Annotated in this window: 19 protein-coding genes, 1 tRNA gene and 1 pseudogene; 1 reads left to right on the plus strand and 20 read right to left on the minus strand. The window is 56.5% G+C overall.

The features are described from left to right. Positions 1-3: 3 nt before the first annotated feature. The 7 genes and pseudogenes from DWW03_RS04585 to dprA all read right to left on the minus strand — a co-directional run bounded on the left by DWW03_RS04585 (position 4) and on the right by dprA (position 5,659). Positions 4-609: an ExbD/TolR family protein gene (locus DWW03_RS04585; RefSeq protein ID WP_022061607.1), complete on the minus strand. Its 606-nt coding sequence runs from the start codon at positions 607-609 to the stop codon at positions 4-6. Between the two features lie 14 nt (positions 610-623). Then, a complete protein-coding gene (locus tag DWW03_RS04590) occupies positions 624-1,043 on the minus strand; it encodes a hypothetical protein (RefSeq protein ID WP_022061606.1) in 420 nt (139 codons plus the stop codon). 28 nt (positions 1,044-1,071) lie between these two features. Beyond that, complete coding sequence (locus tag DWW03_RS04595; protein WP_015546928.1) at positions 1,072-1,824, minus strand: MotA/TolQ/ExbB proton channel family protein; 753 nt, start codon at positions 1,822-1,824, stop codon at positions 1,072-1,074. 369 nt (positions 1,825-2,193) lie between these two features. Continuing rightward, positions 2,194-3,222 carry an asparaginase gene (locus DWW03_RS04600; protein WP_022061604.1) on the minus strand — a complete coding sequence of 343 codons (1,029 nt, stop codon included), beginning with the start codon at positions 3,220-3,222 and terminating at the stop codon, positions 2,194-2,196. A 7-nt stretch (positions 3,223-3,229) separates the two neighbouring features. Then, the gene (locus DWW03_RS04605; protein WP_118406387.1) at positions 3,230-3,535 is read right to left on the minus strand and encodes a TIGR04076 family protein; all 306 of its coding nucleotides are present in this window, start codon (positions 3,533-3,535) and stop codon (positions 3,230-3,232) included. Positions 3,536-3,779: 244 nt separating this feature from the next. Further along, a pseudogene (locus DWW03_RS04610) lies at positions 3,780-4,562 on the minus strand (TatD family hydrolase); the annotation flags it as partial. Beyond that, a complete protein-coding gene (dprA, locus tag DWW03_RS04615) occupies positions 4,559-5,659 on the minus strand; it encodes a DNA-processing protein DprA (protein ID WP_022061150.1) in 1,101 nt (366 codons plus the stop codon). The gene dprA and the pseudogene DWW03_RS04610, both read right to left, overlap by 4 nt. 278 nt (positions 5,660-5,937) lie before the next feature. Here dprA and DWW03_RS04620 point away from each other — a divergent pair. Continuing rightward, positions 5,938-6,008: transfer RNA gene (locus tag DWW03_RS04620), tRNA-Cys, on the plus strand. A 90-nt stretch (positions 6,009-6,098) separates the two neighbouring features. Here DWW03_RS04620 and DWW03_RS04625 read toward each other — a convergent pair. The 13 genes from DWW03_RS04625 to DWW03_RS04680 all read right to left on the minus strand — a co-directional run bounded on the left by DWW03_RS04625 (position 6,099) and on the right by DWW03_RS04680 (position 24,554). After that, positions 6,099-9,119, minus strand: a complete 3,021-nt coding sequence (locus DWW03_RS04625; RefSeq protein WP_118406388.1) for a type I restriction endonuclease subunit R — start codon at positions 9,117-9,119, stop codon at positions 6,099-6,101. A 2-nt stretch (positions 9,120-9,121) separates the two neighbouring features. After that, positions 9,122-10,189 carry a DUF3644 domain-containing protein gene (locus DWW03_RS16410; protein ID WP_147344288.1) on the minus strand — a complete coding sequence of 356 codons (1,068 nt, stop codon included), beginning with the start codon at positions 10,187-10,189 and terminating at the stop codon, positions 9,122-9,124. Between the two features lie 13 nt (positions 10,190-10,202). After that, positions 10,203-11,375 (minus strand): restriction endonuclease subunit S, encoded by a 1,173-nt coding sequence (locus tag DWW03_RS04630; protein ID WP_118406389.1) that lies wholly within the window; start codon positions 11,373-11,375, stop codon positions 10,203-10,205. A gap of 9 nt (positions 11,376-11,384) precedes the next feature. After that, positions 11,385-12,182: an abortive infection family protein gene (locus DWW03_RS04635; protein WP_118406390.1), complete on the minus strand. Its 798-nt coding sequence runs from the start codon at positions 12,180-12,182 to the stop codon at positions 11,385-11,387. A 4-nt stretch (positions 12,183-12,186) separates the two neighbouring features. Beyond that, the gene (locus tag DWW03_RS04640; protein WP_118406391.1) at positions 12,187-13,716 is read right to left on the minus strand and encodes a type I restriction-modification system subunit M; all 1,530 of its coding nucleotides are present in this window, start codon (positions 13,714-13,716) and stop codon (positions 12,187-12,189) included. Between the two features lie 93 nt (positions 13,717-13,809). After that, positions 13,810-15,234: a MobV family relaxase gene (gene mobV, locus DWW03_RS04645; RefSeq protein ID WP_118406392.1), complete on the minus strand. Its 1,425-nt coding sequence runs from the start codon at positions 15,232-15,234 to the stop codon at positions 13,810-13,812. Between the two features lie 245 nt (positions 15,235-15,479). After that, entirely contained in the window at positions 15,480-16,364 is an 885-nt protein-coding gene (locus DWW03_RS04650) for a toprim domain-containing protein (protein ID WP_181989603.1), read from the minus strand. 2 nt (positions 16,365-16,366) lie between these two features. Continuing rightward, the gene (locus DWW03_RS04655) at positions 16,367-16,630 is read right to left on the minus strand and encodes a helix-turn-helix domain-containing protein (RefSeq protein ID WP_229028781.1); all 264 of its coding nucleotides are present in this window, start codon (positions 16,628-16,630) and stop codon (positions 16,367-16,369) included. A 282-nt stretch (positions 16,631-16,912) separates the two neighbouring features. Next, the gene (locus DWW03_RS04660) at positions 16,913-17,317 is read right to left on the minus strand and encodes a hypothetical protein (protein ID WP_118406394.1); all 405 of its coding nucleotides are present in this window, start codon (positions 17,315-17,317) and stop codon (positions 16,913-16,915) included. Between the two features lie 129 nt (positions 17,318-17,446). Further along, positions 17,447-19,114, minus strand: coding sequence for an ATP-binding protein (locus DWW03_RS04665; protein ID WP_118406395.1), 1,668 nt, complete (start codon positions 19,112-19,114; stop codon positions 17,447-17,449). A 120-nt stretch (positions 19,115-19,234) separates the two neighbouring features. Then, complete coding sequence (locus tag DWW03_RS04670) at positions 19,235-20,536, minus strand: site-specific integrase (RefSeq protein ID WP_118406396.1); 1,302 nt, start codon at positions 20,534-20,536, stop codon at positions 19,235-19,237. Positions 20,537-21,064: 528 nt separating this feature from the next. Continuing rightward, positions 21,065-22,189 (minus strand): sulfatase-like hydrolase/transferase, encoded by a 1,125-nt coding sequence (locus DWW03_RS04675; RefSeq protein ID WP_181989604.1) that lies wholly within the window; start codon positions 22,187-22,189, stop codon positions 21,065-21,067. A 247-nt stretch (positions 22,190-22,436) separates the two neighbouring features. Further along, entirely contained in the window at positions 22,437-24,554 is a 2,118-nt protein-coding gene (locus DWW03_RS04680) for a Tex family protein (protein ID WP_118406398.1), read from the minus strand. Positions 24,555-24,585: the final 31 nt, after the last annotated feature.

Here is a 24,585-nt window from a genome sequence, read left to right on the forward strand (position 1 = left end):
GGCTTACTTCTTAATGTTACGCGGTTCAGCCTCCGAAATCTTCAGAGGTACGGCCTTCGATACTGCATTGCGCAACTCCTCGGGAAGATCCGCGAATTTTGCGCCGAATTTACGCTGTGCCACTTCGTCACGCACTTCGTTGAATGCGCGCGTGAGTTCGTTCTGCACCATGATATAGGACTGGTAGCCCGTATCCCGGGTCGTCTGCAACGAGACGACGCCTTCGCTCACGGGATATACCCACTTGCCGCCGTCGGGAAGTTCAATGTCCTTGTTCGCCTTCTCGGGCAGGTTCTCGTCATCCAGCGGATTGAGGATGAACTCTTTGGTCCTGTCCTTGAGTTGACGCAGGTCGATCGCCTCCTGTTTTCCTGCGGCTCCTGCCATGATGTCGCCCCTACCGTTGATGAACACCAGGAAGAGGTTGCGCTCCTTGACCTTGATTTCATCCTGGGGTTGATCCTCAGGAGGCATCGGCGGAAGCATGCGCACCAGACCCGTGTCGGTATTCATGGTAGTGGCCACCAGGAAGAAAATCAGCAGCAGGAAGGCGATGTCGGCCATAGAACCGGCATTGATCTCCTGGATTTTTCTTTTATCTGTTGCCATTGTGTCTTACTCGGTTATTTGAATGCGCCCCAGATCTCGGTTGCTACGGCCGTCACGAATGCGGCGACGCATGCAACATAGGTTACGAGGATGCTCGTTTCGGTAATTACGGTTTCACCGTGGCCGAAGAACCCGTTGTTCTGGAGGTCGACAATGTTCACCGTGTGGCCTGCCGAGTAGAAGTACGACACGCCCACGATAATGATGATCAACGCCAGGGACAGGATGGTTCCCTTGATGCCTGCCGGGTTCTGAATCATTCCGAAAACGGCGCAGAAAATGGCCGCAGCGACAGCGAACACGAAGAGGAAGTAACCCCACATCAGGTTCACGCTGATCGATGCGTCCGAGCCGCCGGTAGCGATCGCGTAGACCATGAGGACTACGGTGATAGCCATCAGAATACCCAGCAATATGTTTAAAATCTTTTTCATAATTGCTTTTGACTATTTCAGCGTTCGATTATTTCTTGTTGTAAGCCGTCAGAATATCCATCAGCGTGATGGACGAATCCTCCATATCGTTCACGAGCGAGTCGATCTTCGAAACGATATAGTTGTAGAACAGCTGAAGAACAACCGCCGCGATAAGACCCATGAGGGTCGTCAGCAGGGCGACCTTGATACCGCCTGCAACCAGCGTCGGGCTGATGTCACCGGCAGCCTGGATGGCGTCGAACGCCGCGATCATACCGACGACGGTTCCCATAAATCCCAACATGGGCGAAAGGGCGATGAACAGGCCGATCCACGAAAGACCCGACTCCATCTGGCCGGTCTGAACCGAACCGTAGGAAACGACGGCTTTCTCGACGGCGTCGAGACCCTGGTCGTAACGGTCGAGACCCTGATAGTAGATCGAAGCGATCGGACCGCGGGTGTTGCGGCAAACTTCCTTGGCAGCCTCGATGCCGCCGTTCTTGAGCGCCTCCTCGACGGATGCGATGAGTTTCTTCGAGTTGATCGTCGAAAGCGACAGGTACAGAATACGCTCGATGGCCACGGCCAGACCGATCACCAGGCAGAGGAGCACCGGAAGCATCCACTCCCAGCCGCCTTCGAGGAACTTCTGCATCATAACGTGGTGCATGCTGTCGCCTGCGATCTGGGTTTCAGCGACAACCGTTTCGGTTGCGGCAGCGGCATCCTGTGCGAACGCACTAACGGTACCCAATACGGACAGGGCAGCCGACGGAATCAAAAAAAGTTTTTTCATAGTTGTGTTGGATAAATTAAATTTTGATTAGTTGATTTTTTATTGTTGTGTTTTGGTTTCTTCGTTTTTCCGGCCGGTCGGGGCCTCTTTTCTTTTCGGGCGTTTCCGCCGGGTTATTTTTTCGCTAAAAATAATTATTTTTTTTGTCTTTCGCAGCCTTTGCGGCGTCCTTTTGTGCTCCGGCGCAGTTGCGAAAGGTTATTCCTGCACGTAGAGCCGAATCCCGGATAATTCACCCCGGACCCGATCAAGTAGTTGTAAATCAATCTTTTTGCCTGTGCGCTACGCCGGCCTCCGCCCAATGGTCCCGGCGGAAAGGGTACGTTAGCAGTGCGAAATATAGAAAAAAAATTTGTTACGTGCAATGGCTTATGCCGTAAATTCTCCGCGCAGGGGCTTGCGCAGAAGCATGCGTGTCTCGTCGTCCGGAAGCCCCAGCCCGAGTACGTACATCAGTTTGGTCACGGCTGCCTCGGTGGTCATGTCGTAGCCGCACAGGACGCCGGTTTTTTGCAGTTTAAGCCCTGTTTCGTACAACTCCATCGAGACGCGGCCCCCGCCGCACTGCGTGATGTTGAAGAGGATGATTCCGCGTGCGACGGCCTCTTCGATGACGCGGATGAACCATTCGGAGGTGGGGGCGTTGCCCGCGCCGAAGGTTTCGAGCACCACGGCCCGCAGCCCCGGAGCCGAGAACATGGCCCGCAGGATCTCCTCGCCCATTCCCGGGAAGAGTTTGATCAGCTCGATGCCTCCGGAGAGCTTCGTGGCGATGCGCAGTTCCGCCGGCGACTCTTCGGGTTGCAGGATCGCCGGGAGGTTGTAGGCGATGTTGACGCCGACTTCGGCCAGCGGCGGGTAGTTGTAGGAACGGAAGGCGCTCAGGGCTTCGGCGCTGCGTTTGGTGGTGCGGTTGGCGCGGAAAAGCCGGTTCTGGAAATAGAGCGACACTTCGGGGACCTCGGGCCGGTCGCCGATGCGCGCTCCGGCGATTTCGATGGCCGTGATGAGGTTCTCGCGCCCGTCGGTGCGCAGCACGCCGATCGGAATCTGGCTTCCGGTGAAGACCACGGGTTTGGCGAGATTTTCGAGCATGAAGCTCAAGGCCGATGCCGTATAGGACATGGTGTCGGTTCCGTGCAGCACGACGAATCCGTCGTAGCGGGCGTAGTTGTCGCGGATCAGGCGGGCCAGGGCCACCCAGTTCGCCGGCTCGACGTTCGACGAGTCGATCACGGGCGACACCGTGTGTACGTCGATGTCGACGTTGAGGCGTTTCAGCGAGGGGAATTCGTCGTAGATGCCGCTGAAATCGAAGGGGACCAGCGCCCCGGTGGCGGCATCGGTCTTCATGCCGATGGTCCCGCCCGTGTAGATGATCAGAATGGAGGATCGCATAGCGTTTTTATTTCTCTAATGTTTCGATCAGAAAGCTCACGGGGCGAAACCCGTCGTTGCAGGAGATCATCGCCGAGGCGGGATTCTTCATCCAGCCGTCGTAGATGTTCGTGCCGCCGTGTGCCAGCGTCATGACGAACGGCGAAAGCGTCTGCCAGGCGCTGTCGCACAATCCGTCGGGTTTCCGCCAGCCGTCGGTCGTGAAAACCTGCCCTTCGTACAGATCGCAGGCATGTTCGATGGGATTTTCGTACTGCTCCATCAGATCCCTGTGGCAGGTCTTGCGCAAGACCGTGATCTTTATTTTTTTCATGTCCGGTGTCGTGTTATGCTCTTTCGGGCCGGGAAAGGCCGTTGTCTGACGAGGGGGATGCGTGGTCGGAAGATTCGTTCTCCGGAACTTCGGTCGCGTTTTCAGGTGGCAGCTCGCGGGGGTCCGCTCGAAACGCAGTTGCGGGCAGGCCTCCGCAGGGCGGAGCTGCGGCCTGCCGATTCGCCTCGGGCGCATCGAAAATCTTCCGGCCATGACTGGGGGCGGGCCGGTTTTGCGGCCGTCCGAACATCCTTTCGGCATTGGCCGTCGTCGCTTCCGCGACCTCTTCCGGGGTCAGTCCCTTGATTTGGGCGACTTTTTCGCAGACGTAACGCACCCAGGCCGATTCGTTGCGCTCGCCCCGGTGAGGCGCGGGCGTCAGATAGGGACAGTCGGTTTCGAGCACGAGGTCCCGCAGCTCCATTTCGCCCGCGACCTCGGCCAGCCTGCTCTTTTTAAAGGTCACTACGCCGCCGATTCCGAAAACGAAATCGCCGCACTCCTTCAGTTTGCGATAGGTTTCGATTCCGTCGGAATAGGCGTGGAAAACGCCCCGGACGCCCCGGCCGCGGTATTCGCGCATGATGGTGACGGTTTCGGGCCAGGCGTCGCGCGTATGCACGGCGATCGGCAGTCCGTATTGCAGCGAAAGGTCGATCTGGCGGCGGAAGGCTTCGGCCTGCTCTTCCCGGAAGTCGCGGCTCCAGTAGAGGTCCAGCCCGATTTCGCCCACGGCGCAGAACCCCGCGATTCCCTCGGGCGGCGTCCGGAGGTAACTTTCGACCAGAGCGAGTTCGTCGCGCCAGCGGGGATTGTCGTTCACCGACGTGGGGTGCAGGCCCATCATCGGGATGCACCGCTGCGGGTGGCGGCGGCAAAGCCCGAACAGCCGTTCGTGGCTTTCGGAGTCGATGGCCGGGAGCAGCAGCTGCCCGACCCCTTCGGCCGCGGCGCGCGCCAAAGCCTCTTCGCGGTCGCGGTCGAACGCTTCGTCGTAAAGGTGTGAATGCGTATCTGTCAGTTTCATAGCTTCATATATCGGTTTCCGGGCAGCTGGCGCACGGCTCCTGCCAGCTCCAGACCCACGAGCAGCGTCGCCAGCTCGCCGGGATTCAGCCCCGTCAGCTCGCCGAGCGCCTCGACCGAAAGCGGGTCGTCCGTGCGGAAACAGCCCAGCAATCCCGCTTCGTCGGGTGTCAGTTCCGGTGTCGGGGGTTTTGCGCGCAGCGTTGCGGGATTCTCCCCGAGGTCCCACATCAGTTCGCGGATCACGTCGTCGGCTGTCAGCACCAACTGCGCTTTGCGGTTGCGGATCAGGTGGTTCGTCCCGGCCGACGCCCGGTCGGTGATGCGTCCCGGCACGGCCATCACCGTGCGGTCGTAGGAGTCGGCGCAGTGGGCCGTGAAAAGCGAACCGCCGCTGTCGGGCGACTCGACGACGATACACCCCGCGCTCAATCCTGCGATGATGCGGTTCCGCGCCAGGTAGAAGTTGCCGTTCTGTTTCGATTGCGAATGCAGTTCCGTGACCAGCGCACCCCCGCGGGCGAGTATGTCGCGCGCCACGTCCGTATGCTGGGCGGGCGTCACCCCGGGCAGGGGGTTGGCCACCACGGCGACGGTCGGTACGCCTGCTGCAAGCGCAGCGCGGTGCGCCGCAACGTCGATGCCGAACGCCAGCCCGCTGACCACCGAAAGCCCCGGTATGCGCTCTGCAAGCCCTTCCACCAGCCGGTTGCAGGCCGTCTGTCCGTAAGGGGTCGCCTCGCGTGTCCCGACGATGGAGATACAACGTGCCGAGAGGGCTTCGACGCAGCCCTTTATGTATATTACGTGGGGATAATCGGGGATTTCGCGCAGCAGCGCCGGGTATTCCGGGTCGGTGGAGGCGACGGCCGCAATGTTGTTGCGGCGACAGTGGGCGAGTTCCTTTTCGGCGGCCGGAAATCCCTTCCGGCGGACGATCTGCTGCGCCGTGTCGGGACGCAGGCCGGCTTTGGTGACGAGTTCATCGGCGGTGGCGGCGAAAATGCTCCGCGCATCGCCGAACAGCTCCAGCAGATGCACGGCTCCTTTTATACCGATGCCCGGAGTCATCTGAAGGGCAATATCTTCGATGGTCATAGCCGCGAATGAAAAATCGTTTTTGCAGATGATAAAGGTAGCGGTTTTTGGGAAATAACGGGAATTTATTCGGGAAATAATGCAAAGTTGGGCAGAAGTTTTGCAAAAATCAGAATTGTTCGTATATTTGCACTCCCGATGCGCTTGGAAATTAGTTCCGAACGCTCCCTGGGCCGGAGAGGGGCCGTTTTTCGGTTTGAGTTCCGGTTGTGTGAAAGGGAGCGGAGAGAGCTGATAGGGTTAGGTTGGTGTAGAGAGGGCGCAGCGGGAAAGATGATGGTCTGATGGCCGAGTGGCTAGGCAAAGGTCTGCAAAACCTTGTACAGCGGTTCGAATCCGCTTCAGACCTCACAGAGACCGCGTTGCAGATGTCTGCAACGCGGTTTTCGTTTGAATTTGTACGGTATTTGTACGGCAGCGGGCCGGTTTGCTGTTCGGCTCAACTGTTTTCCGACCACATTTCGCACTGCTCCATGATGGTGTTCAGTGCGTCCTCCTGCCCCTCGGGCGGATATTTGTACTTCTTGAGCAGTCGTTTGACCAGCCGGCGCATCCCGGCCCGGGCGCTCTCCTTCAGATTCCAGTCGATTGTCTTGTTTTTGCGCAGGGCATCGGTCAGTTCGTGTGTGATGGCCAGCAGTTGGTCGTTCGTGTAGAAGTCCCGCACGGCCTCGGGCTTGGTCAGTGCATCGTAGAAGGCCAGCTCCTCGGTCGTGAGGTGCAGCGCCTGGCCCGCCTTTTCGCCGTCGATGATCTCGCGGGCCGTCTTCAACAGCTCCTCGATTACCTCCTCGTTGGTCAGCATCCCCTTCAGGTAGTTGCTCATCGCCTGGGCAAGGATCTCCGAGAACTTTGCGGCCCGCACCGTGTTGGTCCGGCGGTAGAGCTGCACCTGCTCGGCAATTAACTTGCGCAACAGCTCCACGGCCAGATTCTTCTCCTTCATGCGGCCGATCTCCTCGAGGAACTTCGGGTCGAAGAGCGAAAACTCCTCCTGCACGTCCGAGAAGAGGTTGATGACTCCTTCGCTCTGAATGCTCTGCCGGAGCAGCTCGTTGATGCGTTCGTTGATCTCGCGGAATGAGATCTTGCCCTTGCCCTCGACGCGCGTCAACAGCGTGCGCACGGCCTCGAAATAGGCCGCTTCGAGCCGCTCTTCGCGGTCGGGCATACTCTGACACAGCGACAGCGCCTGCCGCAGCAGCAACGCCTCGCGGATGTAATCCTCCTTGACCTTCGCCCGCTCCGGAGCCTGCAGGAAGTCGGCGCCGCCGCTGATGGCCCGGGCACGTTCGAGGTCCGAATTGCCCCGGAATCCCGCGTAGTCGTAACCGTGCAGCAGGTCGCGGCACACCTCCAGCTTCTTCCGAAACTCCGGATAGGCCGTCTTGGCGATGTCGGGGTCGCCGTAGTTGCGGCGGTCGCGCAGCGTGTAGTCGTTCATCGCCTGCTTCAGGGCCGAGGCGATGCCGACGTAATCGACCACCAATCCGCCCTGCTTGTCGCCGAAGACGCGGTTCACGCGCGCAATGGCCTGCATGAGGTTGTGTCCTGCCATCGGCTTGTAGACATACATCGTCGCCAGCGAGGGAACATCGAACCCCGTCAGCCACATGTCCACCACGATGACAATCTTCAGCGGCCCGGCATTGTCCTTGAACCGCCGCTCCAGCTCCTTCTTGTGGGCGTCGTTGCCGATCACGGCCCGCCACTCCTCGGGGTCCTTGTTGCTCGAAGTCATCACCACGGCCAGCTTCTCGCTCCACGCCGGGCGCATCTCCAATATACGATGGTAAATCTTCATCGCAATCGGCCGCGAGTAGGCCACAATCATCGCCTTACCGGTCTGCTCCCACTGGCGGAACTCCTCGTAGTGCTTCACGATATCCTCGCACAGCGACGCCACCGTCGCATCGGCCCCCAGAATCGAGTCGATACGCCCCAACTCGCGCTTGCTCTTCTCGATGGCGTACTCCTCGGCCTCCTCGGCCATCGCGTCGTACTCGGCATCAATGCGGCGCAGCGTCTCCTCGTCGAGGTGGAGGTTGACGACGCGGCTCTCGTAGAAGACCGGACGCGTGGCGCCGTCCTCCACGGCCTGCGTCATGTCGTAGACGTCGATGTAGTCGCCGAAGACCTCGCGCGTCGAGCGGTCTTTCTGCGCAATCGGGGTCCCCGTGAAGCCGATGTAGGTGGCATTCGGCAGGGCGTTGCGCACCAGCCGCGCCGCTCCCGTGCGCACACGCCCCGTGCGCGGGTCGATGTGCTCCTCCAGCCCGTACTGGCTGCGGTGCGCCTCGTCGACCATCACCACGATGTTGCGGCGTTCAGAGAGGGGTCCGTCGCCCTCCTCGAACTTCTGCATCGTCGAGAAGAAGATGCCGTTTGCCTCGCGCCCGGCCAGCAGCTCGCGCAGATGGGCGCGGCTCGAGGCCTGCACGGGCACCTGCCGCAAAAAATCGCTGCACTGCGCAAACTGACCGTACAGCTGCCCGTCGAGGTCGTTGCGGTCGGTCAGCACGACAATCGTCGGTGAGGCCATCGCTCGCTGCAACCGTTTGGCGAAGAAGACCATCGACAGCGACTTGCCGCTTCCCTGCGTGTGCCAGAATACCCCGCCGCGACCGTCCCCCTCCGCTGCGCGGAGCGTCGAATCGACAGCCTTGCGCACGGCGTAGAACTGATGGTAGGCGCTCAATATCTTGATGTCTTGCCCGTCCTTCTCCGCGCAGCAGATGAAGCCGCCGAGCAGCTCGATGAAGAGGCTCTTCTCGAACATCTCGCGGAAGAGGACGTCGAAATTGGCGTAGTGCGCGTCCTCCAGCTTGCCGTCCACGGTCTTCCACTCCATGAATCGGTCCTCACCCGCCGTGATGGTCCCGGCCTTGGTCGTAGCCAGGTCGCTCATCACGCAGAAGGCGTTGTAGACGAACAGCGAGGGAATCTCCTGCATGTAGTTGCGCAGCTGGGCATAGGCCTCCGAGACGTCGGTCGCCTCGCGCGAGGGGGATTTCAGCTCGACGACCACCAGCGGCAACCCGTTGACGAAGACGACGATGTCGGCCCTGCGCACCGAACGCTCCTCGACCGTCCACTGGTTCGCGACCGTGAACCGGTTGCGCATCGGGAGGTCGTAATCCACCAGGCGCACCAGCCCGGCACGCTGTTCGCTTCCGTCGAAGTAGTTGACCGCCACGCCGTTCTGGAGCATGTCGGTGAACCGGGCGTTTTTGCGGGCGAGCGAACCGCTTTCGTGGGTGCGGATGCGTGCGATGGCCTCGTCGATGGCGGCGCGGGGGAGCGAGGGGTTTATGCGGACGAGGGCATCTTCGAGAATCTCCGGACAGAGGGGCTCTGCGAAGTCCCTCACGACATCGGGGCCGTAGAGGTACTCGTAACCGAGCAGGTCTCGGAATATTTCGAGGATGGCGTTTTCGAAATTGGCTTCGGTGAAGGGCATAATTATAAATTTCTCCAATTGTGTTCTACATCGAGTAGTGGAATTTGCTCAAGTAAAAAAGTTTGCGCATTTTGAGAGTATCTTTTATGTGTTTGACTATTTAGTTTTATTTCTTTATAAAATTCTGGATTATCTTGGAGGTGTAAATGATTTATAACCTTTAGCAATTTCGTTGTAGTAATATACGCAAAATGTTGTTGTATATTAGTTGTCATTGCTTTAAGACCTAAAGAATAAAAATCTAATTCGTTGACTCTTTTAACCGCAACGACTGCTGCATTAGGACTATTTTTGACTAATGTGACTTCTACATCGGCCTTTTTTGTTATTTTTAATGATATAGATGGACCGTCCCCTTCTCTGCTAAGTTGAATGCCTGCAACGCCCTTAAAAATTTCATTCCAACTGATACCACTTCGTAATTTATTGGCGATATTTCTAATTTCTGCATCGGATGGTTGCGTGTTTTTTTCGCCAGAAATGACAGCGTCCAAAATACATAAAGGCCGAATTTTTGAATAGGCTTCTGGTCCTCGCCTTGATCCGGGGTTCAATAGTTTTTTTATTTCTTTAGTTTCAAATCGAAATAACGCATCTATGTCTAATGGTGCTAATGTCGCTATAGGGAGAACTCTTTGAGGTAATCGATCAGATAATTTTATACCAAACACGTTATTGAGTATATCAGAGAATAATGTTACTCCCGATTGCATATGAACATATAATTGTTGCTCTGATATTTGTAAAATATAATGTTGTGCAGCATCTCGTAACCCATTGATCGCTTGAGCAACCAAGGCTTGCTCCTCTGTTAAGAATTTTATATTCCCATTAGAAACAGCGATTCGTAAACACGCATCAAAGCCAATAGTATTTTTATTGTTTCTCTTGTCGCGGATTTTCCCGTTGCGATGTATTATTGCAGCTTTTAGAATCATCTCAAAGCTATGATCTAATAGGATTAAAGCTCCGGTATGTCGACATTGCTCTTGTGGTCTATTAAATAATTCAATACTTAATATTAAAGAGTCCGTTGCTTTTTCAAGTAGCATTTTAACCTCTTTTTTCATAGCTTTTATTTATTTAAATTTCTCCGGCTATCAATTTGGGCAGCAGGGTGTCGCGCAGGGCGGAAAGGGTTTTGTTTTCAACGCAATTTTGAAGAATAGTTTTTATTGTTGGTAAAAACAACGTGCCGAATTCTTTGACTTTTTCGTTTTCGTTTGTGAAAATAGGTAACGATTCAATATCTTTCGTGTTTATTCCCGGAATTGCAGCCTTTCCTCCAATAGTATTAAGTTGGTTCATAATATATGGAGTTCGCATATAGAAATAGGCGAAAGTATTAAATCCTTTGTCGAAGAAATCCAAACAAAAGACATGTTCGTTTATATACATTTCTTTGTAAGGAAATCCCTCTCCAAAAATAGTAAAATTGGGTATAAAGTATCCCGGTTTGCCGCCGTCTTTATATATTAACAATTCGTATCCGTTTATTTTCCCCTTTTTCATTGTTGAGGCAAAATCCTCGGGAATGAATTTTGTTTTGGCGTAATCATATATGCCTAATCCTTTGATGTTTTCTGCGCCGATACTTGGAATCCCGTGTTCTGAAGCACCTCCTTTTGGTCGTTTCCCGCTTTCTATTTTATGAGGAATATTTCCGATATGCTCTATTTTCAGAGATGCAGGGATTTTGCCTAATTCGGAATCGACAAAGGGGCCGTCGCGGAAGGGTTCGAAATCCACAAACCACGACCGGAAGAGGGCCTGCGCCTGCGCCTCCAAATTCGCATTGATCCGCCGATTCAATTCGATTTTATCATCCAACGACCCCAAAATCCCCACAATCCGCCGCTGTGTGGATATGTCTGGGATATTTATGGACAGTTTCGAAAGCGTTTGTACAGATAGTCCAGGTTGTGCGGATTGTGCGGATAAATGCCCTAATTGCATTATCGATAATAAATACGCTAAATATCTTGTATCTGCTAATTCATTACCAACAATAACAACAGCATGTTCTGTCATATATGCTTCTCCGGAGAAGAATCTGACATTGCCGCAATATGCTCCTTGTCGGCCGACAACAGCGCATACCCCGTTAAAATTAGAAGTGTTGGTATAGCCTCTAATGCCATTGCCTCCTATTACAGGATATTCTCCGGTCGTAGAAACTTCACTTGCGGGTATTCCTTTTCCGCTTTTTATGCGAGAACAGAGGTCTCCCAGTCGATATGTTTTCCATTCGCTCATATTTCTAATCTAAAATGGTAGATCGTCTGGTTCAAAAGTGGTTTCTTGTTCTTGTTCAGTTTGTTTCGGATACTTCTTTTCATAGAAAGATATTAAAAACAAACCTATCGAAGAAACACTATTTACAATAAAATACGCATATAATGGATCATCAATTATATAATCTGTATCGGTTTTTCCATGGAATAAGGTTTTTTCACTTCTGATTCGTTCAATAGCCTGACATGCACTAAGCATAGATGATGCAATAGTTTTTATTTCAATGGGATTTCCTTCGGAAGAAAATTTAAACTCTTTTAAAATTTTTTGTGTTAAAGTGTATAGAGTATCATTCTCTTTCCATGCGATAGAAACTCTGTTGTCTTTGAGAATTTCTTTAATAATACTCTCTAACGCAGAATTCACAAGGCCAACCGCAGTGTCTGGATCAGTTTCAATGCATTTAAATGCCTTCTCAAAAGTTTGGCTCGCTGTTTTATAACTTGACTTTATTTCATTTCTAAAAACCGGGATTGATGGAATAAAATCGGGCGTTTCTATCCCTAAATCAATGGCAATTATTAAGAGCATTTCACCATCCATATTGTGTAATGTGGATAGTAAATCTATTATTGGATGATCGTTGTCTTTTGGGTTGTCTTTGAATTTGATAGAAAAATTTTCCCAATAGTCACTCCAATCATTGTTACACTCATGCCATTTTTGTATGTAGAATAAAACATTAGTATATGAACTATATTCCGTCCATATTGTGTCGGCTATTCTCTTAATTAAAGCCATTTGGTATTTTGGGGATATAGGCTCCATATTTTTATATCTTATACCCGATACTCTCCAACTGCCGGCGGATCTCCGCCTCCAGATCGTGCGACCGAGCGAACAAACCCGAAAGCTCGCCCGTCAGCCGCTCCATCTTCGCCGCGAAGGGTTCCGAATCCTCCGCCTGCGCCGCGATACCCACATAGCGCCCCGGCGTCAGAATAAAGTCCTGCGCCGCAATCTCCTCCGTCGTCGCCACGGCGCAGAAGCCCTGCTCCGCCTCCAGACGCCCCTCGGCATAGGCCCGGTAGGTGTCGGCGATGCGCTGGATGTCGCCCCGACGGGCCGGATCCTCCGACTCGCAGTCGGTCAGCTCGCGCAGCTTGCGCGTGACCATCGTCCCGAGGTTGCGCGCGTCGATGAAGAGCGTATGGCCCGGCTGCGTCTTGGCCTTGTTGAAGAACCAGATCGAGACGGGAATCTGCGTCGTATAAAAGAGCTGCGGAGGCATGGCCACGATGCAGTCCACCAGGTCGGCCTCGACCAATCGCCGCCGGATGTCACCCTCGCCGCCGCTCTGGCTCGAGAGCGAGCCGTTGGCCAGCACGACGCCCGCACGCCCCGTCGGGGCCAGATGGTGGATGATATGCTGAATCCACGCGAAGTTGGCGTTGCCGTTCGGCGGGGTTCCATACTTCCAGCGCACGTCGTCCGCGAGGCGGTCAGCGCCCCAGTCGCTGAGGTTGAAGGGCGGATTGGCCAGCACGAAGTCGGCCTTGAGCGTCGGGTGGCAGTCGTGGAAGAAGGTGTCGGCGTTGTACTGCCCCAGGTCGGCCTCGATACCCCGGATGGCGAGGTTCATCTGTGCCATCTTCCACGTCGTGGGGTTCGAATCCTGGCCGTAGACCGAGATGTTGTTGATGTTGCCAGCGTGGCTCTCGATGAAGCGCGCCGACTGCACGAACATCCCGCCCGAACCGCAGCAGGGGTCGTAGACACGCCCCCGGAAGGGTTGCAGCACCTGCACGAGGGTTTTGACCACGCACGCCGGGGTGTAGAATTCGCCGGCCAGCTTGCCCTCGGCCTCGGCGAAGCGCGAGAGACAGTATTCGTAGGTGCGGCCGAGGATGTCCTTCGAGTCGCCGTGCTGGTGCATGCGGATGTTGGTGAAGAGGTCGACGACCTCGCCCAGACGCCGTTTGTCGAGCTCGGGCCGTGCGAAGTTCTTCGGCAGGATGTCCTTCAGGCGCCGGTTTTCGCGCTCGATGGCCCGCATGGCGTTGTCGATGGCGGTGCCGATTTCGGGGGTGTGGGCCTGCGCGGCGATGGTCTCCCAGCGCGCCTCGGCGGGGACGTAGAAGATGTTCTCGGCGGTGTATTCGTCCTTGTCCTCCTCGAAGTCCTCGCCCTCGTCGACGAGCTGGCGGTATTTGGTCTCGAACTTGTCGGAAATGTATTTCAGGAAGATCAGACCCAGCACGACGGACTTGTATTCCGACGCGTCGATATTGCCGCGCATCTTGTCCGCCGCGCGCCAGATCTCCTTCTCGAAGCCGATATCGGCCGTATTCATGGTTGCCATAGGTGATTGGAAAGGAATATTTCGAGTAAAGATAGCGGTTTTTCGGGAAAGTCTGTGCAATTTTTCATACAAAAACGGTGCGGCGGCGGAGTGTTACCGTTTGAGGGTATGTTGTCGGATTACCGGACGTTCGGGGCGGACGGGGTAGCCCAGGCGGGTCATGAGTTCTACATACCGTTGGCGGAACCAGGCGTGTGCGGGTTGTCGGTCGATGAATAGCTGGAAGCCTCCGGGACCGTTCGGATCGCGTTGCAGGCGGATCTCGGTATTCGAGACGTCGAAGCGGCGCGAATACTCTCGCGTATAGAGTTCGCCCGATACATAGAGGGGTTTCATGGCGATGATCTCGCGGGCGCCCGACTCCGAGATTCCCATGTCGCGGCAGTATTCGCCCCAGCTGATAAGTGTCTGCGTGTCGGGCAGCCAGTGTTCGATGCGGTCGAGCTTCGCCTGCAGCTGCTGTTCGGCCTGCCCATGTCGGGCCTTCTCCTCACGGTTGGCACGGTTCAGCGACCCGATCTGTTCGTGCAGGGCGGCGTTCTCCGCGTTGAGGCGGTCGATCTCCTGCTGTTGCCGCTTGATACGCGAGGTGCCGATCATCGCCCCGATTCCCTCGACGATGTTCGACCCGACCTCTGCCGCGGCGTTTTTCAATCGGGCACCCTTCAGTTCGCCCTTCACGCTCTTCAACTCGGCCTCGGTGCGGTTCAGTTCGGCGCTCTTCTGCGCCTGGAGCGTGGCGGTCTGTTCATACTCGGTGCGCACCTGCCGCTCCTGTTGTTTGAGCAGTTCGACGGCCTTCCGCTTCTGCTCTTCGAGACGGAGCAGCGCGTCGATGTTCTCCTGCAGATCCTGCTGCTGGGCAATGGCCTGTCGGTAGAACTCCTGCGTGGTGACGTGGCGCGCCTCCGAACCGTCGATGCCGCGCTCCAGTCCGTATTTGGACATTGCCGCGGCGTAGCTGTCCTGATACTGCTTGAGACGGACGCGCGACATGACATCATCGGCGCAGAGGCGGGGCCGTGCGGCGGATTTCGTGCGGTAGTGCCGTTTGCCGGGTGTTTCGGATGCGGCGGTGCGGGCCTTGCGGCGCTCGCCCGTGACGATCGGCACCACGGCGGCGTGGATATGCGGGGTCGATTCGTCGCGGTGTACGACGGCCGAGACGACATTCTCCGCCCCGAAGGTCTCGCGCAGCCAGGCGAGGTTGTCGGCACACCACTCCGGAAGCCGCCCCTCCTCCTCGATGCGCTTCATCGCGTCGTGCGAACCGGTCAGCATGACGCGGATCACCCGCACCTGGTTCGTTCCGATCTTGCGTGTGAGGCCGGCGTGTTCGAGTCGGTAGTTGATCGCCTCCGTACGGTCGGCCACCTCTTCGGGAAACTCGACGAGCTCCTCGTTGAGGCAGGTGCGTTCGGGCGAGGCGTTGGTGGGTATCTTCGTGCGGGCGATGTGGGCGGTCATCGCCGCCTCGTTGCCCGGGGCTTTGTCGAGATGCAGGACGGCATATCCCATGGTGTGGTCGTTTTTTTTGGGGGGGGGTGGTTGAAGAGGGGACCGCCTCGGCGGTCGGCGTGCGCAGCACGACAAGGGGTGTCCAGAGGGGCTTGACCCTTTGGCCTATTGGGGCTTTTTCAGCGTCGGCGGGCCGATGCGTCGGAAAAAGCCCTAATAGGCTATGGCTTTTTCCTTGGGGGAAAAGCCGCGGTCGCGAAGCGGCCGATGGGTGGGCGACGGTTCCGGTGTCATTCCGGGCGACGTTACAACTTGCGGCCGCGACGACGCGGCGTGCGGGAAATCTTCGCGGAGGGTCGGAGCGATTCGTTCAGATCCTTGTGGGTGCGGTAGCTCTCCGCCCGGTCGATGACGGTTGCACCGGGCAGGGCGCTGCGCAGCCGTTCGAGGGTGAGGCGCCCCGCCTCGTCGTTGTCGAGGAAGGTGTGGATCGTCGCGTGGCGTGCGAGAAACGGAAGGGCGCGGGGTAGGTTCACCACGGAGTTGAGCACGGCGGTGTCGACGGCCGGTGTCGGCTTGTGTTGCAGCGTCAGGTAGGAGAGCAGGTCGAAGAAACCCTCGAAGAGCAGTGCTGTGTCGCCGTGCCGGTCGAAGGTCGTGATGGTTTTCGGGGCGCTGCTCCCCTTGAACTGCGGGCTGCGCAGCTCCCAGCCTCCGGCATCGTTGCGGAAGCCGATGGCGAAGAAGCGCCGCTCGCCGACGGCGTAGTGAACCTCGCGGCACAGCGCTCCGGCCACGGCGGGGTCGATGCCGCGTTCGCGCAGATAGCCGATCAGCGCTGGGTGGCGAATCTCCCCGACGCTGAGAATCCGTAGCGGGGAGTCTTCGCGCGGCGAGGCGGTTGGCAAGGGCTGGAAGAGGACTTCGTTCGCGGCCTCTTTGCGCAGGTGTCGGATAGCTTCTGCCATGCCGCACCCTTCGATGCGCATGACCAGCTGGAGGAGCGTGCCCCCTTCACCCAGTCCGAAGTCGTACCAGAGCCCCTTGTCGTAGCGGACGCTGAAGCTGGGGGTGCGCTCTTCGCGCAACGGCGAGAGGAACATGCCGTGGGTGGCGGTTTCGCGGTGGGGCTGCAGCCCCCGGCGGAGGAGATACTCCCGGATGCCGATGCAATCTGAGACCGTCTTCATGGCTATCGGCTTTTGATGGGGACAATCCGGTGCAGTGCCGCCTCGACGTCGCTGTCGCGGAAGAGCACGCGCCCGCCGATCTTGTGGGCGCGGATCCGGCCGCGGTTCACCCAGTCGTTGAGCGTCACGAGCGAGATGCGCAGGCGGCGGGCCGTCTCGCGGCGTGTCAGATAGTTCGGCGTCTTGGCGGAGGGTTCGGGGTGGAGCTGCCGCAACTCGTCGCGCAGCGATTCGCGAATCATCTCCGAGAGTTGGTCGGCAGTCATGCCGCTCAGAAAGATTTCCTTGGTCATAACGATTCGAATTTGGTTGATGACGCAAAGAAAGGCTTTCCGAGTCCCTCCCGAAAACGGCGAATGGCGTTACAAATCAGCGCCAACCGATGCCAACCGGTGCCACGCCGAGGACATGCCGAGGACATGCCGCCGCCCGTTTCCGGACTTTGGCATTCGTTTGCGTCGGTTGGCACTGTCGTGTAATCGGATTCTGCTCGGGACAAAAAAAGAGGACGGCACCCGCCGTCCTCGTTGATGATGTGGTTTTCGAGCCTATCGGAACCGTTCCAATACCTCCCGAACGGCGTTGGCTGCAAAGAGGGTGTCGCCGCCGGCCGAGATCTGAACGCGGCACGGCTCCAGCCATCCGTTCGTAATCCATCGGTCGAGCGTCGGTCGTGCGACACCTAGCGCCTCGGCCAGCTCCTTTTTGTTGAAGAGCCGGCTGCCGTTTGCCATCAGATAGCGCTCGCCCTTGTGCACGCCCAGCCAGTAGTCGAAGCGGCGGAGGATTGCGTCGGCATCCTTCAGCTTTGGCTCATACCGTTCGTAAGTCCAGACGTGCAGGCTCGACGGATCGAATCCGGCAAACTCCGGCCGCTGGTGCAGCTCCCGGACGAGCGTCTCGAAGCACTCCAGCTCGGAGGCCCGGATCGTTATTTTTCGGCGGCGAGGCATTGAAAAGTCCTTAATTTTCTATTTGAAAATGAATTTAAGTGCTTTTTGTTGCTTGATTATCAATGTGTTGCTATTCTAATAACAATTAAAAAGCACTTAAAAAGCACTTGAACGGTATTTGAACGGCACTTAATTAATGAACCAGTCTGAATTGGGGCCTTTTGATTTATTTGAGATCTTCTCCAGTTTTCTCAACTTGATCAGCATATTTGTGATTTTGTCCTTTTTTTGCTTTTCATTAAGCAGGTCCGGCAACAGAGGCCAAAGCAATTCATCGATCTCTTTTCGGGATAAGGATTTATGGTCACGCAATGCAGTCAGAAGAAACTCTTCGCAACGCTTATTCCCAAGACCTTTATGCCCGGAATATTCGATCTTCTGCCCGACTTTCTGTGCAATATGTTTTGCAATATATACCTTGGGTTTTCGTCCTTCGATCAGATGCTTGTTTCTCAGACGCGTGATTTCCTCGTCAGACAATGTCTTCCCCAATTGCAGGCGGTTCAGTAGTTCGATGTCAAGGAGGCTCAGATCGGTATTCTGTGCCAATATATTCGCGTAATTCATATCGAGAATCTTGCCTGTAATGGTTACTTCGACCCGATTATTGGATAAATCGTAGTCCGGCAAGGGGAACAGTCTTTGTCTCTGGTAATAGTACATCTTGCGAATACCGCTGCCGATTGTATCGACCATTTTCAGTCCTACCATTGCTGTTGCCAGAAATTGATTTCTGTATTGTTCCTCCGGAGCATCGCTGATGAGTACCCGTTCGATATTGCCGGGAATGAAAGATCCTTTGTTCGAAAAGACCAGTTTGTCGTCGTACTCCACTACGTTGATCTGTCCTCCCAGTGTATAATCCTGATGGGCTATCGCGTTGTTTAATGCCTCGCGAATTACATAGGGTTCGTAGGTGTCGATCTCTTCAGGAAATAAGGTCTTGTGTTCGGGGTTGATGTAACGGTATTTCAGATTGCGTATTTTGTTGTAAATCCTATCAACGGCCAATACGAACGGACAGGATACGATCATGTAATCCCGTTCGATGTTGTCTTGTCCTCGCAGAATCCATTTGATTTTGGCTACTGCGGGAGAAATCAAATGCTCGCTTTCTTCTTTACCAAGCAGGACGATGGCGGTATTGGTGATCTTACCACGAATCGTAATTCTTGCCTTGTTCAGGAATGTGATGTCGTCCCATGAGGCGATTTCGTCCGTTTTTTCCTCATGGGCTTTTGTGTATAACTCTCTCGCCTTGGCAATGGCTGCCGGATCCAGGTCTTCCAAAGAGGCATTTTCGATGATTCCCGCGCTCCAATCCTTCAATTTGACTTGGTAGCGTATGCGTTCAATTTTTTCGATAGCCAGTCCCTGTAAAGATTCTCCATCGCGTCCGTAGTAATGATCTTGAAAAGCGATTGGGATTCCCTGTGGAGCAGGCGGGATTTGGAACATTACAACTCTTTTCCCGTTTCTGTACAGTAACTCATATATCTCGACGAAGGTATGGCGCCCAGTGGTTTGATCTGCAATTTTTTTCTTTATTGCATCGAGAGCCGGGCGAGAGTTTTTATACTGACTTCCGACTACCTCATGAGATTTGTTCTCTATGCCGAATATTAACCAAGCGCAATCCTTTTCTTTCAGGTTGGCTTCATTGCTTAAGGCCGAAAAGTATTGTCCGAGGTCTCGATCATCGAAATTCCGTTCTGCTCTTTTGAATTCAACGACCTCGGTCTCTGCCGGAAGACTTAATAAAGAGTCGAGTATGGATGTCAGTTTTTCGGCTGTCATAGACTTAAGTTTTTGTAAAATTACAAATAATTCTCGATAATCAGCAGTTGCGGTCGTTTGTGTGAAAATTCATGTGGGCTTTTGTTACCGTCGTAAATTTTACGGCGGTAACATTTCGTTTTATTTCCCGCTGAAATAGGGGTGGCTCATCAACTCCAGGGCGGTCTGCTCCTCGGTGATCTTGATGTACTTCATGAACTCCCGTTCGGTCTTGTGGCCCGTGATCTTCATGATGGCGATGGTCGGGATCCCCGCCAGGTACATGTTCGTTGCGCCGCTGCGGCGTGCCGTGTGGGTCTTCACCAGGTCGCACTTCTCGACCAGCCGGCTCTTCTTTTCGCCATTCTCGATGTAGGAGACCTCGACCTTCTCCGTGATGCCCGCCTCGCGCGCAATCTCCTTGATGAGGTGGTTCACCTTCTGCTCGTAGGTTCTCGGCAGCCGGTTGTCGTACTTCTCCAGGATGGCCTGCAGCTCGGGTCGGACCGGAATGACGACGTGGTTGCCGGTCTTCTGCTGCTTGAGGTCGATGACCTGCTGTCCGTTCTCCAGCGTGCGGATGTTACCTTCGTTGATGGTCGAGTAGTCGCTGAAGCGCTGCGCCGTGTAGCACCCCACCAGGAAGATGTCGCGGGCAACATCCTTGTGTCGGTTTTTCGAGAGGTCGAGCGTGGCGATGGCCCGGATCTCCGACTCCGTCAGATAGATGTTCTCTACATCGGCCGTCAGCACGCGGAACTTGCGGCTCTCGATCGCCCCGTTGTCGTGCAGACCCTCTTCGCGGGCCGCACGCATGATGATCTTCAGCTCCTTGACGTGGCGGCCGATCGTATTGACGGAGTAGTTCTTGGCGGTGAACCAGGCGACGAAGTCGTCGTAAAACTTCAGGTCGATGTCGGCAAAGTCGAACTGCTTGCGCCGGGCTTTGCAGTACTCGTCGAACTGTACGACGAATCCCTTGTAGTTCTTGATGGTCGAGGGGCCGTATCGGAGTTTGTGGATGTTCAGCCGGGTGCCCTCCTCCATTTCGCGCGTGAAGCGGGCAATGTAGTCGCTGAGCGATTCGCGGCTGCGGGCATGGCGGCCGGTGGTGAGGCTGCGCGGGTGGTGGAAGCTGTAGATGATCTTCTCCAGCCGTGTCTTCGTCATTGCGTGCTCGGGATCCTTGGCAATCTCTCCGAGGATGTGGCTGCGCAGTTCGGAAAGGTTTTTGGTCAGCTCGCGCCCCTGCTGCTCGGTGAAGTCGTCGGTAAAGGTGAAGCGGCTCTTGACCGTCTGCCGCTTGTTGTCCCAGGCGTCCGTCAGCACCATATATTGGCTGTCGACGTAGAACTGGTTGCCGCGGCCAACCGTGAAGAGAATTTGGATTTTGACCAGTTTGTTTTTCTGGGTCGAGCGGATGCGATAGCAGAATGAAGCCATAGGTCAGGAGGTTTTGTCTGCTGCAAATGTAATCATTTTTGTCATACATTTGTCATACGTCGGCCGAATTTTCGAAAACTTCCAGACCTCGCAGTTGATGAAAAACAGCTGTAAAATATTGATATATAGATAAAATAAAATTCAAATCGGTAAAATTTGATTCAAATTTATGGCGTCCGCTTCAGACCTCAACTGAAGCAGCGAATGCTGCCGGAAAGTCGCCGGACGGCGTGCGCGGAAATGGCGCGAGAGCAATGCCGGACGGCAATTTTCCACCAAGAAAGTCCTTGGAAGCTAATAACTTCCGAGGACTTTTTCTTTGTCAGGACCCTTATCAGCCTCGGTTGTTTCGTTATCGCTTGTAATTCAGCAATAACAAGGCGTCAGCCTGCTCGTCAGTATCTTCGAGCATGTCCCGCGCCAGCTCGTTGCCGCCAATTGAAAACCTCCGCATTCGATTCCGGAATACGGAGGTCTTTTGATCGGAGCCGGACGGCGGTTCCGGCATCCTTCGACGCAGTTTCGCCCTTACCTGTTCCCGGCGTACAGGCCGCTCATTATGTCGGTGATCTGTTTCCAGGAATTGCCGCCGTCGTTGGCCGCTTTGGCTCCGGGCGTCGATCGGCCGTCCTCGATGTACTTCTTCACCCGGGCGGCCATCTCCCTGATCCGGCCCGCGTATTCCGGATTGTTTATCTGGTTGACCTTCTCTTCGGGATCGTTGACCATGTCGTAGAATTGCAGCGGGGGCTGTCCGTCGATCCTGTACTCTTCGCCGGAACCGTTTCCCGCGTTGAATATCAGCTTGTACTGCGGCGTTCGGTAGGTGAAATAGCCGGCTCCCGACGTGGCGATCAGGTCGGTCCGGGCGGCGTTGCCCGAGCCGTCGAGTATCGGCCAGAAGCTGAAACTGTCTTCGGCCTCGTCGTCGGCTATCCGGTAGCCGAGCATGTCGGCGAACGTGGCGTACAGATCGGTCAGCGAGACGAGCGAATTATCGGTCACGTGTCCGTACCGGTCGCCCCACGACAGGATGAAGGGAATGCGGTGGCCGCCTTCCCAGCCGTGCGACTTGTAGCCCCGGTAAATATAGGACGGATAGTGCCCTTTCCGGTTTATCCTGTCCATGTTGATGTAACCGGCGCAGCCGTTGTCGGCGGCGAACATGACGATCGTGTTGTCGTATTTGCCGATCTCCTTCAGCTTTCGATTGACCCTGCCGACGATGTCGTCTATCATCATCACCAGGTCGCCGTAGTCGCCGATCTTGGATTTGCCCTTGAACTCCTTGCTCGGGAAAAGCGGGATGTGGGGAGCCGTCAGCGCCATGTAGAGGAAGAACGGCTTGTCGGAATCCTTGTTTTCGTCGAGGTATTCGAGCATCTTGTCCGCCAGGTGGGGCTGCATGCCGTCGGCGCTCCAGTCGCTGTGGCCGATGCCGCCCTTGATTTTATACAGTCCGCCGCCTGATTCTTCGAATCTCGTGTTCGGCTGTTTCTCCGCCATGTCGTTGACCATGTAGAGGTGCGGAGGTCCGGACGGCGAGGTCAGCCCGTAGAAATAGTCGAATCCCCGATCGGTGGGACCGTTGGCCACGCGCTTCGTGAAGTCGATGTTGTCGACGGTTTTCGCCTTGCCTTCCTTGTATGTCAAATCCCACCCCAGATGCCATTTGCCGATGGTCGCGGGTTCTTTCCGAAGGCCCCGTAGCACGAGGCCAGTGCCCCCAGCAGGCACGACGAGGTAATGAGCAGGTTGTTTTTTCTCATCGGACAAATGGGTTAATGGTTTGAATACCCAAAGGTAGCGATGTTTTACGGACCGGGCGGACAATATTCGACCTTAAAAGGCCATTTTTCGACCAGGATGGCCGTTGCAGGGCCTCGCTTGATCCGGTCTTTTATGCTTCGCGGCGCATCGAGAGCGCAATGCGGCCGCGAACGGTGTCCACGCCCGTCACCCGCACTTCGACGTGCTGTCCCAGATGCACCACGTCGGCCGGCGAAGCCACGTAGCGGTCGGCCAGCTGCGAGATGTGCACCAGCCCGTCCTGTTTGACGCCGATGTCGACGAAAGCCCCGAAGGCCGTGATGTTGGTGACGATGCCCGGCAGAAGCATTCCCTCGCGCAGGTCGCCGATCGTGTGCACGTTGGGGTCGAATGCGAAGACCTGCAACTGCTCGCGTGGGTCGAGCCCCCGTTTGTCGAGCGCCTCGAGGATGTCCGTCACGGTCGGCAGCCCCGCTTCTTCGCTCACGTATCGTTCGGCCTTGAGACCGCTGCGCAGCTGTTTGTCGGTTAGCAGGCGTTCGACCGTCACGCCCGCGTCGGCGGCCATCCGCTCGACGACGGCGTACGATTCCGGGTGCACGGCGCTGTTGTCCAGCGGATTCGCGCCTCCGACGACCCGCAGGAACCCGGCCGCCTGCTCGAAAGCCTTGGCTCCCAGCCGCGGCACTTTGAGCAGCGCCCTGCGGCTTTTGAACTCCCCGTTCGCCGCACGGTAGGCCACGATGTTCTGCGCCAGCACGGGTCCCAGCCCCGATATGTAGGTCAGGATGTGTTTCGAGGCGGTGTTGATATTGACGCCGACGCGGTTGACGCAGCTTTCGACGACCGTCCGGAGCCGCGCCTTGAGCTTCGCCGGGTCGACGCTGTGCTGGTACTGCCCCACGCCGATCGACTTGGGGTCGATCTTGACCAGCTCCGAGAGCGGGTCGATCAGGCGGCGTCCGATGCTCACGGCCCCGCGCACCGTCACGTCGTAGTCCGGGAACTCCTCGCGCGCCGCGGCCGACGCTGAGTAGACCGACGCGCCGTCCTCGCTCACCATGAATACCTCCACGCCTTCCAGCCCCAGTCCGCGGACCAGCTGTTCGGTCTCGCGGCCCGCCGTGCCGTCCCCGATGGCGAACGCCTCGGCCTTGTACCTGGCGGCCAGCGATTTCAGCGTCTCGGCCGCTTCGGCCGCCCGGCCCTGCGGCGGATGGGGGTAGACGGTCGTGTTGTGCAGCAGGTTGCCCTGCGCGTCGAGCGCCACGACCTTGCATCCCGTGCGGAATCCCGGGTCGATGGCCACGACGCGCTTCTGCCCCAGCGGCGAGGAGAGCAGCAGTTGGCGCAGGTTCTCGGCGAAAACCCGGATCGCCTCGTCGTCGGCCTTCTCCTTGGCCGCCGCGAGCTGTTCGGTCTCGATCGAGGGGCGTATCAGGCGTTTGAACGAGTCGGCCACGGCCGCTTCCATCCATTCGCGCGTCGCCGAGCCGGGCCGTACGAACAGCCGGCGGAGACTTTCGATGCAATGTTCGGCATCCACGTCGACCGCGATTTTCAGAATGCCCTCCTCCTCGCCGCGGCGCATGGCCAGGAAGCGGTGTGACGAGATGCTGCGCAGGGGCGTCGCGGCGTCGAAATAGTCGGCGTATTTCGCCCCTTCCGTCTCTTTGCCTTTGACGAGTTTCGAATGGACGATGCCTTCGCGGGCGAACGTGCGGCGCAGCGTGTTGCGGGCGCGCTCATCTTCCGAGATACGTTCGGCGACGATGTCGCACGCCCCGGCGAGGGCCTCCTCCGGGGTCGGCACTTCGGCCGAAACGAACCGCCGGGCCTGCTGCACGACGTTGCGGGACTGCTGCGCCAGGATGATTTCGGCCAGCGGCTCCAGGCCCCGTTCGCGCGCCACGGTGGCCCGCGTGCGGCGTTTGGGTTTGTAGGGCAGGTAAATGTCCTCCAGCTCCACCGCATCCCAGCACTCCGCGATGCGCCGGCGGAGTTCCGGGGTCAGCCTGCCCTGCCCCTCGATGGTCGTGAGCACCGTCTGCTTGCGGGTTTCGAGTTCGGTGAGCCGGTCGAGCCACTCCTTGACGGAGGCGACCTGCACCTCGTCGAGCGAGCCGGTCGCTTCCTTGCGGTAGCGGCTGATAAAGGGTATCGTCGCCCCTTCGCGGAGCAGACGCACGGTCCCCTGCACCTGGTGCAGCGGAATTTGCAGTCGTCGGGATATGATTTGTTCGATCATGTTCGGAAAAATGTTCTTCGGCAAAGATAGG

The sequence above is a fragment of the Alistipes sp. AF14-19 genome (assembly GCF_003461645.1).
Classification (GTDB): domain Bacteria; phylum Bacteroidota; class Bacteroidia; order Bacteroidales; family Rikenellaceae; genus Alistipes; species Alistipes shahii.